The following is an 11,762-nucleotide window of genomic DNA, read 5'->3' as shown; positions in this document are numbered from 1 at the left end:
CGCCGGCGAGCGCCGCCGACCACGCGCAGGGCCAGAACAGCAGCCACGAGCCGATCGGCCGGTCGGCGCGGGCGAGCCTCAGATAGGGGCGCCACGCCGCCGGCGCGCGCTCGTCCACCCAGTTGCGGGGCGTGGCGTCGGCGACGGAGCCGTGCGGAGAGGCGGTCATGGTGGGCGGTGTCCCTTCTCGCGCCCCGCCACGCGGCCGGGCCGCCGTTCTCTTAACGCCGCAGCGGCGAAACCGACAGACTTGGGGCCCCACCCCGCGCGCCGCGCGGAGCGGCGCGACCGCGACGATCGGTTCAGGGCTCCCCTGCGAGCGGCGCAATTGCAACTGGTTCCAAATTGGACCATATGTCGCCTCATGAGCAGGCATGGACGACGGATCGTAGCGCGGACGAGCGAGGCCTTCGCGGGGCTCGCCGATCACGTGCGTCTGCCGTCGCGGTTCCACGCGCGCCTGTCGGCCATCAGCACGCGACTTCCGCGCGGCTGATCCCGACCGCGCCGCGCCCGCCGCGACGCAAAACCGCCGTTCCGTTTTCCGCTGATTGACCGAGGCGATCATGGCCGCCGCCGCACCGCGCACCCTGTACGACAAGATCTTCGACGACCACGTGGTCGACCGCCAGCCGGACGGCTCCGTGCTGCTCTACATCGACCGCCACCTCGTGCACGAGGTGACGAGCCCGCAGGCGTTCGAGGGGCTGCGCGTCGCCGGCCGCAAGGTCCGCGCGCCCGAGAAGACGCTCGCCGTCGTCGACCACAACGTGCCGACCTCGAACCGCGCCCTGCCGAACCCCGATCCGGAGTCGGCGGCGCAGATCGCAGCGCTGGCCGAGAACACGCGCGAGTTCGGCATCGAGTATTACGACGAGTTCGACGTGCGGCAGGGCATCGTGCACGTGGTCGGCCCCGAGCAGGGCTTCACCCTGCCGGGCATGACCATCGTCTGCGGCGACAGCCACACCTCGACCCACGGCGCCTTCGGCGCGCTGGCCCACGGCATTGGCACCTCGGAGGTGGAGCACGTGCTCGCCACCCAGACGCTGATCCAGACCAAGGCCAAGAACATGCGGATCACGGTCGACGGCGATCTGCCGGACGGCGTGACCGCCAAGGACGTGATCCTCGCCATCATCGGCGAGATCGGCACCGCGGGCGGCACCGGCTATGTCATGGAATACGCGGGCGAGGCCATCCGCGCGCTGTCCATGGAAGGCCGCATGACGGTCTGCAACATGTCGATCGAAGGCGGCGCCCGCGCCGGCCTGATCGCGCCCGACGAGAAGACCTTCGCCTATGTGGAGGGCCGCAAGCGCGCGCCGACGGGCGCGGCCTGGGACGCGGCGCGCCGCTACTGGGACACGCTCGTCACCGACGAGGGCGCCTATTTCGACCGGGAGGTGCGTCTCGACGGCGCCAACCTGCCTCCGATCGTCTCCTGGGGCACCAGCCCGCAGGACGTGGTGTCGGTCACCGGCCGGGTGCCGGACCCGGCGGAGGTCGCCGACGAGATCAAGCGCGCCGCGCTCCAGCGCGCGCTGGCCTATATGGGCCTCGCCGCCGGCACCCGGATCACCGACATCGCGCTCGACCGGGTGTTCATCGGCTCCTGCACCAACGGCCGGATCGAGGACCTGCGCGCCGCGGCCAAGGTGATCGAGGGCAAGACCGTCAACGCCAACGTCAACGCCATGGTGGTGCCGGGCTCCGGCCTCGTGAAGGAGCAGGCCGAGGCCGAGGGGCTGGACAAGGTGTTCAAGGCCGCGGGCTTCGACTGGCGCGAGCCGGGCTGCTCCATGTGCCTCGCCATGAACCCGGACAAGCTCGCTCCCGAGGAGCGCTGCGCCTCCACCTCGAACCGCAACTTCGAGGGCCGGCAGGGCTTCAAGGGCCGCACCCATCTGGTGTCGCCGGCCATGGCGGCGGCCGCCGCCGTCGCAGGCCGCTTCGTGGACGTGCGCGACTGGCGCTGACCGCGCCGCGCTTGATTTTGAGGAGACGGCGCGGTGAGCCTGCGCATCCTGCCCCGGCTGGACGCCGCCGACGCGGTCCGTCTGACGCCGCTCGTCGCCGAATATTCGGCGGCGCTGATGCACGGGCCGGCGGCGGCGATCGACGAGCCTTACGTCCGCCGGCTTCTGGCGGATAGGGTGGTGGAGATCGCCGGCGCCGAGCTCGACGGCGAGCTGGTGGGCTTCGGCCTCTATTACGACCTGCCGGAGGCGATCAGCGCCCGGCGGGCGGGCCAGCTCGACGACCTCTACGTGCGCCCCGCCGCGCGGAGCCACGGGGTGGCGAGCCGGCTGGTGGCCCACATCGCGGCCATCGGCGAGGCGCGGGACTGGGTGCATCTGCGTTGGATGGTTCCGGAGGGGAGCCCCGCCATCGCGCTTTACGAGCGGATCGCGGAGCCGGCGCCCTGGCGCAACTTCGTGGTCCGCATCGACCGCAGCGTGGACTGGTAGAGCCGGCCCCGACATCGGTCGCGTTGCGCGGGCGCAAGCGCCCGTGACAGATAGAGCACACGCGCGCTCAAGGCCGCGGAGGCTGCGGACGGCTCGAACGTCCGCCCCCGGCGTGCTTTGGGTCACGCGCATTCGAGGAAGAGCCCATGCCCGCCTATCGCTCCCGCACCACGACGCACGGCCGCAACATGGCCGGAGCCCGCGGGCTCTGGCGCGCCACCGGCATGAAGGACAGCGACTTCGGCAAGCCGATCATCGCCGTCGCCAACTCCTTCACCCAGTTTGTGCCCGGCCACGTGCACCTGAAGGATCTCGGCCAGCTGGTGGCGCGGGAGATCGAGAAGGCGGGCGGCGTCGCCAAGGAGTTCAACACCATCGCGGTGGATGACGGCATCGCCATGGGCCATGACGGCATGCTCTACAGCCTGCCCTCGCGCGAGCTCATCGCCGACGCCGTGGAGTACATGGTCAACGCCCATTGCGCCGACGCGCTGGTGTGCATCTCCAACTGCGACAAGATCACCCCCGGCATGCTGATGGCGAGCCTGCGCCTCAACATCCCGACCGTGTTCGTCTCCGGCGGCCCGATGGAGGCCGGCAAGGTGACGCTGAACGGCAAGGAGGTGGCGCTCGATCTGGTGGACGCCATGGTCGCCGCCGCCGACGACCGGGTGCCCGACGAGGACGTCAAGGTCATCGAGCGCTCGGCCTGCCCCACCTGCGGCTCCTGCTCGGGCATGTTCACGGCCAACTCCATGAACTGCCTGACCGAGGCGCTCGGCCTGTCGCTGCCGGGCAACGGCTCCACGCTCGCCACCCACGCCGACCGCGAGCGCCTGTTCGTGGAGGCCGGCCACCTGATCGTCGACATCGCCCGCCGCTGGTACGAGGGCGACGACGCCAGCGTGCTGCCGCGCTCGATCGCGAGCTTCGAGGCGTTCGAGAACGCCATGATGCTGGACATCGCCATGGGCGGCTCCACCAACACCGTGCTGCACCTGCTGGCCGCGGCCTGGGAGGCGGAGGCGCCCTTCACCATGGCCGACATCGACCGCCTGTCCCGCCAGGTGCCGGTGCTGTGCAAGGTCGCGCCCGCCAAGAACGACGTGCACATGGAGGACGTCCACCGCGCCGGCGGCGTCATGGGCATTCTGGGCGAGCTGTCCCGCGCCGGCCTGCTGCACCGCGACCTGCCGACCGTGCACAGCGCGACGCTGGGCGAGGCGCTGGCCCGCTGGGACATCGCCGAGACCACCAGCGAGAGCGTGCGCACCTTCTACCGCGCCGCGCCGGGCGGCGTGCCGACCCAGGTGGCCTTCAGCCAGGACCAGCGCTGGAAGGAGCTCGACGTCGACCGCGAGAACGGTGTCATCCGCAGCGCCAAACACGCCTTCAGCCAGGACGGCGGCCTCGCGGTGCTGACCGGCGATCTGGCCGAGGACGGCTGCATCGTGAAGACGGCGGGCGTGGACGACTCGATCCTCGTCTTCGCCGGTCCCGCCAAGGTGTTCGAGAGCCAGGACGACGCGGTCAGCGGCATCCTCACCGGCAAGGTCAAGGCGGGCGAGGTGGTCGTCATCCGCTACGAGGGCCCGCGCGGCGGCCCCGGCATGCAGGAGATGCTCTATCCGACCAGCTACCTGAAGTCGAAGGGGCTCGGAAAGGCCTGCGCGCTGGTCACCGACGGCCGGTTCTCCGGCGGCTCCTCGGGCCTGTCCATCGGCCACGTCTCGCCCGAGGCGGCCGAGGGCGGCCTGATCGCGCTGGTGGAGGACGGCGACCGGATCGAGATCGACATCCCGAACCGCTCCATCCGGCTCGCGGTCGCCCCCGAGGTGATCGCCGAGCGCAAGCAGGCCCAGATCGCTCGCGGGCCCGAGGCGTGGAAGCCCAAGGCCCGCAAGCGCAACGTCTCCCGCGCGCTGAAAGCCTACGCCGCCTTCACCACGAGCGCCGCCCGCGGCGCCGTCCGCGACGTGGACCAGCCCCGCTGAGGGGCTGAGGCGGGCTGGCGGGTGGTGGGACCCCGCAGCCGGGCCGGCGCGCCGTAACGGAGACGCGAGAGGCGACCGTCGCCCGAGCGGCCCGGACTAATGGCCGGTCCCGATCCTTCGGATGTCGCCCCGCCCTCCCGGCGCGCCGGAAGGGCGGGGCGAAACCGTCAGATGACCAGGAAGTCCGCGGCGCCGAGCGACAGCCCGGACGACACGCTCGCGAACGCAATCGCCTTGTAAGCGGAGCCGGAGCCGTCCCGGTCGAACAGCAGCGCGCCGCTTTGGCTGTTGTAAATGATGCGATCATCGGCGTCGGCGGCTTTCGAGCCGATGACGAAGGCGTCCGCGGCGAGCGTCCCTTCGATCAGGCCATGGAACCGGGTGTTGTCGAGCGCGATCCTGTCTTCGCCGACGGTGAAGTCGGTGATGACGTCGAAGTTGGTGTAGCTGAGCTTGGTCGAGAACCGGAACGTGTCCGCGCCGGCGCCGCCGGTCAGCACGTCGAAGTCGCGCCCGCCATCGAGAAGGTTCGCGCCGGCGTTGCCGATCAGGGTGTTGGAGAGGGCGTTGCCGGTGGCGTCGATGTCGGCGTCGCCGGTGAGCGTCACGTTTTCGATGAACTGCAGGCCGGTGTCGAAGCTCACCGAGGACAGCACCGTATCGACGCCGGCGACGTTGGCTTCGATGACGATGTCGCCGATGTCGTCCACCACATAGGTGTCGCTCCCCGCGCGGCCGATCATCGTGTCCGCGCCTATGCCGCCGTCGATGCGGTTCGCGGCGGCGTTGCCGGTGATGGTGTTGGCGAGAGAGTTGCCGGTGGCGTCGATGGCGTCGTTCCCGGTCAGCGTTATGATTTCCAGGTGCCGCGAGTCCGAGAAAAAGCTGACCGAAGCCAGCACCGTGTCGGTGCCCTGATTTTTGGCCTCGTAGATGGTGTCGCCGACATTATCGATGACATAGGTGTCGTCGCCGCGGCCTCCGATCAGCGTGTCCGCGCCCTTGCCGCCATCGAGGCGGTTCGCGCCGTCGTTGCCGGTGAGGATGTTGGCGAGAGAGTTTCCGGTGGCGTCGATGTCGGCGCTGCCGGTGAGCGTCACCTTTTCGATGTGCTGGACGCCGGCGACGAAACTTTTCGACGCCAGCACGGTGTCGATCCCCTGATTTTTGGTCTCGATGACGGTGTCGTCGACGTTATCGACAATGTAGGTGTCGTCGCCGAGGCCCCCGATCATCGTGTCCGCGCCCTTGCGGCCGTCGAGGCGGTCGTTTCCATCGCCGCCGTCGAGCGTGTTGGCGGCGGCGGTGCCGATAAGGATGTTGGCGAGGGCGTTTCCGGTGGCGTTCAGGGCGCTTCCGGTGAGAGTGACGTTCTCCACATGATGAAGGTTCTGGAGATCGAAGTCGATCGAGCTGATCACCCTGTCGTTCAAGCCCTCGTTCTCGGCTTCGATCACCACGTCGCCGACGTCATCCACAATGTAGGTGTCATCTCCACTGCGGCCGATCATCGTGTCGGCGCCTTCTCCGCCGTCGATGATGTCTCCGTACCCGCTGCCGGTAAGGATGTTGTCGAAAGAGTTTCCGGTGGCCGTTGAGTTCTTGCCGAGAAGAGTGAGATTCTCGATGTGCTTGCCGCGGAGGTCGAAGCTGACGCCGGACAGCACGGTGTCGAGGCCCTCGTTCTCGGCTTCGATGACGATGTCGCCGACATTGTCCACCACGTATGTGTCGTCGCCGGCGCCGCCGATCATTCTGTCGGCGCCTCGCGCGCCGTCGATGCGGTTGGCGGCGGAGTTGCCGGTGAGGACATTGTCGAGCGCGTTGCCGGTGACGTCGATGGCGGCGGAGCCCGTCAGCGTCACGTTCTCGATGTACTGCGTGCCGGTGCTGAAGCTGATCGAGGTCAGGACGTGGTCGACGCCCTCGAGGAGACCTTCACGGATGACATCGTTGATATCATCGATCACATAGGTGTCGTTTCCGGCCCCGCCCAGGAGCCAGTCTTTACCGGCGCCGCCCTCCAGCCAGTCGTCGCCGCTTCCGCCCTCCAGCCAGTCGTCGCCGTCGCCGCCGTAAAGTTTGTCGTTTCCTTTTCCGGCTTCAATCTGATCATCGCCGCCATGGCCAAAGAGAGTGTCATGGTCCTCGTCGTTATCGACTCGGGAGTCGCCGTAACCTGTTATAAGATCATTGAATTCTGTGCCGTTTATGGTGTCCGGCTCACTTGTTCCAAACAGATTGGCCACGTTGTTCCCCAATGCCGACCGGCGCGCTTTCGCGATTCAATATCCGTGAAAAACGGATGCGCTGCGAGGGGCACCCTCGGACAGAGGGAACACGGAGGAAATCGGCCCGTTTTGCGCTCTCAAGCGCGGCGCGCTCACGGACGGATCGCGGCCTGGGAGCCCGTCTGAACGTTTCGTCGCATTGTCAGGCCTAAGCGGGATCGTCGGCATCCGCGACGCGAACGCCGCAGATCATGCTCGACGAAACGTCGTGAGACTCCAGCTTCGCCGAGCATGACAAGGGTTTGAAACGCGCGCTGCGGCGATGTCCGGACAGGCTTCCCGACACGCCATAAGGCGGGGGACGGTCCGGCGGGCGCGACAGCGGTTTTCAGGGGCCGATCGCGTCTTCGCCGACGTCAAGCCAGACGAAAGATTCCGATCATGCGAAGATAAACGATTGGTACCACCACCTGGGCTCGAACCAGGGACCTCTTGATCCACAATCAAGCGCTCTAACCAACTGAGCTATGGCGGCACGGGTCGTTTCGCGGCGGAAATTAGAAGAAACCGCCGCGGCAGGCAAGCGTCGCGACGGGTTTTTCGACAGGGGAATGACGTCGCAGGCGACGTCTTTTTCGCGGCCCGGATCAGGCCGGCGTCGCGGTCTCGGCGTCGGCTTCCGCGTCGATGGCGTCGACCTCGGCGGAGGCGAACGGATAGGCCGTCGAGCAGAAGTCGCAGGTCACGATCACGCCGCCGTCCTCCGTGCGCATGTCCCGGCGCTCCTCGCCCGAGAAGCTCTTCAGCATGCCGCGCACCCGGTCGCGGGAGCAGCGGCAGGCCTCGCGCACGCCGAGGCTGTCGAACACGCGGATCTCGCGCTCGTTGAACAGGCGGATCAGCAGACGCTCGGGCGCGAGCGTCGGGTCGATCAGCTCGTGGTCCTCGACCGTCGCGACCAGCGTCTGGGCCTCGACCCAGGCGTCGTCCTCCTCGGTCGCGTGCACCTGCGCGCCCTCCGGCGCGTCGCCGGGATGGAGGTCGGCCACGCGCATGCGCTCGGGCGCCTCGGGCAGGAACTGCGCCAGGATGCCGCCCGCGCGCCACGAATGGCGGGCGCCGGCCTCGAAGCTCTCGGCCACGGCGAGGCGGATCTTGGTCGGGATCTGCTCCGACTGCTGGAAGTAGGTGTGCGCGGCGTCCTCGAGCGAGCCGCCGTCCAGCGCCACCACGCCCTGATAGCGCGACATCTCCGGGCCCTGGTCCACAGTCAGCGCCAGATGGCCCTTTCCGAGCAGGGCGCCGGCGGTGGCCGCGCCGTCGAGCCGGTCGGCGTCGAAGCGGGCGCAGGCGCGCAGCCGGTCGGGCGCCTCGAAGTCCACCACCAGCATGCCGACGGGCCCGTCGGAGCGGGTCTGGAGCTGGAACCGGCCCTCGATCTTGAGCGCGGAGCCGAGCAGCACGGTGAGCGCCGCGGCCTCGCCCACGAGCTTGGACACCGCCGGCGGATAGGCGTGGCGCTCCAGCACGGCGTCGATCGACGGCCCGAGCCGCACGATGCGGCCACGCACGTCGAGCGCCTCGATCTGGAACGGCAGGACGCGGTCGTCGCCGTCGTCGCGGAGACCTGTGGGGGAGAGGGGGCTGGTCATGATGGCTGCTTACTTAGTGGCGGCCGCGGAAAAGCGGAAGCCCCCGCGATGCGGCGGGCGAGGGGGGCGTGGCGGAGATGTGATCGGCGCCCCCCGACCCTCCGCGCGTTGAAGCGGGGCGGACGGGCGCTACCTGCTGGGGGAGACGGCGTTTCAGCCGCCAAAGAACATTGCGCCCTCAAGGAACATGGCCATGCCCGCACTCGACAAACCCACCCCCACGCTCAGCATCCTGCTGATGATCGTCGTCGGCCTCGTGATCGGCGTCTGCGCCGCGGCGATCTTCGAGGGGCTGGGGCTCGGCGGCCGCGGCGTGGCGCTGATCTCGGGCGGCCTCGCGGTGCTGGCGGCGAGCGTGATCCGCTTCAAGCTGATGTCGCGGCTGCTCGGGGACCACGCGGGCGAATCCACCATGGTCGGCACGCTGGTGATCTACGGCGTGATCTCGACGATCGCGGGCGGCCTCGCCGGCCACGACCTCTACTCGTTCCTCGACGCCCGGATGCCGATCATCCTCGGCGCGATCGCCGGCCTGCTGTCGGTGAGCGTGATGTCGATCGCCATGGTCACGCTGCACGAGAACCGGAGGACGGCCGCGCTCTGAACGCGCGTCGTCCTTAAGCCCTCAGGCGCCGACCGCGCCGAAACACCAGGCGAGCACGCCCTTCTGGGCGTGCAGCCGGTTCTCCGCCTCGTCGAACACGGCGGACTGCGGCCCGTCGATGATCTCGTCCGTCACCTCCTCGCCGCGATGGGCGGGCAGGCAGTGCAGGAAGATAGCGTCCGGCGCGGCGCGCTTCATCAGCGCGGCGTTCACCTGATAGGGCTTCAGCAGGTTGTGGCGCCGCTCCCAGTCGCTGTCGCCCATGGAGACCCAGCTGTCGGTGATGACGGCGTCGGCGCCCGCCACCGCCTCCTCCGGATCGTCGCCGACGCGGATGTCCGCGCCCTCGCTTTTCGCCCAGTCGAGAATGTCGGCGTTGGGGCCGAGTTCGGCGGGCGTCGCCACGTTGAGGCGGAAGTCGAAGCGGGCGGCGGCGTGCATCCACGAGGCGAGCACGTTGTTGAAGTCGCCGGTCCAGGCGATCGTGCGGCCGGAGATGTCGCCCTTGCGCTCCTCGAAGGTCAGCAGGTCGGCCATGACCTGACAGGGGTGCGAGCGCTTGGTCAGGCCGTTGATCACGGGCACGGTGGCGTGCAGCGCCAGCTCCATCAGCTGCTCGTGGTCGAGCATGCGGATCATGATCGCGTCCACGAAGCGGGAGAGCACCCGGGCGGTGTCGGCGATGGCCTCGCGCTCGCCGAGCTCGATCTCCTTGCCCGACACCATGATGCTTTCGCCGCCGAGATCGCGGATGCCCACGTCGAACGACATGCGGGTGCGCAGCGACGGCTGCTCGAACACCATGGCGATGACCTTGCCGGCGAGCGGCTTGTCGCCCTCGGCGGCGGGGGTGCGGCGGCGCGCCTTCATGTCCCGGCCGGCGTTCAGCATGGCGCGAAGCTCGGCGCGGGAGAAGTCCCGCAGGTCGAGGAAGTGGCGTGGCGTGACGATGCTCATTCTGCGGCTCCCCGCGCGGCCGAGAGGCCCATGTCCCGCTCCAGGCGGGTGAGCCCGCGGTCGATCATGTCCATGGCGGCGGCGACGTCCGCCTCCGTCACCACCAGCGGCGGCAGCAGCCGCACCACGTTGTCGCCGGCGCCCACGGTGAGCAGCCCTTCGGCGCGCAGCGCCCCGGCGACCTCGGTGTTCGGAACCGCGCAGCGCAGGCCGAGCAGCAGCCCTTCGCCGCGCACCTCGGTCACGAGGCGCGGATGGGCGTCGATGATCTCCGCGAGCCGCTGGCGGATCAGCAGGCTCATGCGCCGCACGTGGTCGAGGAAGCCCGGCTCCGTCACCACGTCGAGCACGGCGTTGCCCACCGCCATGGCGAGCGGGTTGCCGCCGAAGGTGGAGCCGTGGACGCCGGCGGTCATGCCGTCGGCGGCGGCGCGGGTGGCGAGGCAGGCGCCGATGGGGAAGCCGCCGCCGAGCCCCTTGGCGAGCGCCATCACGTCCGGCGTCACGCCCGCATGCTCATAGGCGAACAGCGTTCCGGTGCGGCCGACGCCGCACTGGACCTCGTCGAACACCAGCAGCAGGCCGTGCGCGTCGCAGATGTCGCGCAGGGCCCGCAGCGTCGCGGGCGACAGCGGGCGCACGCCGCCTTCGCCCTGGGCCGGCTCCACCAGCACGCCGGCGGTCTCCGGGCCGATGGCGGCCTTCACCGCCTCCAGATCGCCGAAGGGGACCTGATCGAAGCCCTCCACCTTCGGGCCGAAGCCCTCCAGATACTTGGCCTGCCCGCCGGCGGCGATGGTCGCCAGGGTGCGGCCGTGGAAGGCGCCCTCGAAGGTGATCAGCCGGTAGCGCTCGGGCTGGCCGTTGGCGTGGAAATGCTTGCGCGCGAGCTTGATGGAGGCTTCGAGCGCCTCCGCGCCCGAATTGCAGAAGAACACCACGTCCGCGAAGCTCGCCTCGACCAGCCGCTGGGCGAGACGCTCGCCCTCGGGGATGCGGTAGAGGTTGGAGACGTGCCACAGCTTCTCGGCCTGCTCGGTCAGCGCCTTCACCAGATGGGGATGGGCGTGGCCGAGCGAATTCACCGCGACGCCGGCGGCGAAATCGAGATAGCGTCGCCCGTCCGTCGCCGTCAGCCAGCAGCCCTCGCCGCGCTCGAAGGCGAGGTCGGCGCGGGCGAACACGGGAAGCAGCGGAGACGTGGCGGAGGACATCGGCCCCCTCCCTGACCAGACGGACGTGGAGCTTCGATCGAGCGGACCGCGCGGGCGAACCGTGCGCGGGAAAAACAAAAAGAGCCGCCCAGCCGAGCGGCCCTTCCGTTCCGCGCGGATAATATGTGCGCTCGCCCCCTTGTCAATCACGGCCTGTCCGTGCTTGGGCGCTCTTCAGACCGGCCGCGACGCAAGGTAGGTGGGGAAAACCCCGGTGTTGCATTCTGGACTCTTGCCGCTGAGTCGCCGGGCGCCTTAGTTTAGCTTCCGTTAAGCGCGAGTAGCGCGCAGCGAAACATCCTTGGCGTAGAAACGGCGGCGACGCCTGTGCGTGATCTTAAGTCACGCGCTGGCGGTGCGAAGCGGATTCCGCCGAAACGCGAATGGAGAGTCCAATGCAGTGGACCGACGAGCGGGTGGAGTTGCTCAAAAAGCTCTGGGCCGAGGGGCTGAGCGCCAGCCAGATCGCCGCTGAGCTCGGCGGCGTCACCCGCAACGCCGTGATCGGAAAGGTGCACCGTCTGGGCCTTTCCGGCCGGGCCAAGGTGGCCGCTCCGAGCTCCGCTCCCCGCCTGCGCAAGCCCTCGGTCGCGGCCCCCGCCGCCCGTGTCGCCGCGGCCCCCGCCGGCGTCGCCGCCG

9 protein-coding genes and 1 tRNA gene are annotated in these 11,762 nt (G+C 69.2%); 5 read left to right on the top strand and 5 right to left on the bottom strand.

What is annotated here, in order from left to right:
- Positions 1–566: 566 nt before the first annotated feature.
- The 3 genes from leuC to ilvD all read left to right on the top strand — a co-directional run bounded on the left by leuC (position 567) and on the right by ilvD (position 4,465).
- Complete coding sequence (gene leuC, locus ACFQ4O_RS10655; protein WP_378775673.1) at positions 567–1,979, top strand: 3-isopropylmalate dehydratase large subunit; 1,413 nt, start codon at positions 567–569, stop codon at positions 1,977–1,979.
- Positions 1,980–2,012: 33 nt separating this feature from the next.
- Complete coding sequence (locus ACFQ4O_RS10650; protein ID WP_378775672.1) at positions 2,013–2,471, top strand: GNAT family N-acetyltransferase; 459 nt, start codon at positions 2,013–2,015, stop codon at positions 2,469–2,471.
- Between the two features lie 146 nt (positions 2,472–2,617).
- Positions 2,618–4,465: a dihydroxy-acid dehydratase gene (gene ilvD / locus ACFQ4O_RS10645; RefSeq protein ID WP_378775671.1), complete on the top strand. Its 1,848-nt coding sequence runs from the start codon at positions 2,618–2,620 to the stop codon at positions 4,463–4,465.
- 167 nt (positions 4,466–4,632) lie between these two features.
- Here the strand turns inward: ilvD and ACFQ4O_RS10640 are convergent, their stop codons facing one another.
- From ACFQ4O_RS10640 to ACFQ4O_RS10630, 3 genes are all read right to left on the bottom strand, one after another.
- A complete protein-coding gene (locus ACFQ4O_RS10640; protein ID WP_378775670.1) occupies positions 4,633–6,714 on the bottom strand; it encodes a calcium-binding protein in 2,082 nt (693 codons plus the stop codon).
- A gap of 440 nt (positions 6,715–7,154) precedes the next feature.
- Positions 7,155–7,231: transfer RNA gene (locus tag ACFQ4O_RS10635), tRNA-His, on the bottom strand.
- 112 nt (positions 7,232–7,343) lie between these two features.
- Complete coding sequence (locus ACFQ4O_RS10630; protein ID WP_378775669.1) at positions 7,344–8,348, bottom strand: Hsp33 family molecular chaperone; 1,005 nt, start codon at positions 8,346–8,348, stop codon at positions 7,344–7,346.
- A gap of 193 nt (positions 8,349–8,541) precedes the next feature.
- On the opposite strand from ACFQ4O_RS10630, the gene ACFQ4O_RS10625 reads away from it, so the two are divergent.
- The gene (locus ACFQ4O_RS10625; RefSeq protein ID WP_378775668.1) at positions 8,542–8,952 is read left to right on the top strand and encodes a hypothetical protein; all 411 of its coding nucleotides are present in this window, start codon (positions 8,542–8,544) and stop codon (positions 8,950–8,952) included.
- A 21-nt stretch (positions 8,953–8,973) separates the two neighbouring features.
- Here ACFQ4O_RS10625 and argF read toward each other — a convergent pair whose 3' ends face one another.
- Entirely contained in the window at positions 8,974–9,909 is a 936-nt protein-coding gene (gene argF / locus ACFQ4O_RS10620) for an ornithine carbamoyltransferase (RefSeq protein ID WP_378775667.1), read from the bottom strand.
- Positions 9,906–11,123 (bottom strand): aspartate aminotransferase family protein, encoded by a 1,218-nt coding sequence (locus tag ACFQ4O_RS10615; protein ID WP_378775666.1) that lies wholly within the window; start codon positions 11,121–11,123, stop codon positions 9,906–9,908. The genes argF and ACFQ4O_RS10615 overlap by 4 nt, the downstream gene beginning before the upstream one ends.
- Positions 11,124–11,518: 395 nt before the next feature.
- Between ACFQ4O_RS10615 and ACFQ4O_RS10610 the strand changes: the two genes are divergently transcribed.
- Positions 11,519–11,762, top strand: a 244-nt coding sequence (locus tag ACFQ4O_RS10610; protein WP_378775665.1) for a GcrA family cell cycle regulator, incomplete at its 3' end; no start/stop codon positions are given.

This window comes from Methylopila musalis (assembly GCF_042679725.1).
GTDB classification, from domain to species: Bacteria; Pseudomonadota; Alphaproteobacteria; order Rhizobiales; family Methylopilaceae; genus Methylopila; species Methylopila musalis.
The sequence above is the reverse complement of the archived record's forward strand: the minus strand, read 5'-3'. Positions and strand labels throughout refer to the sequence as shown.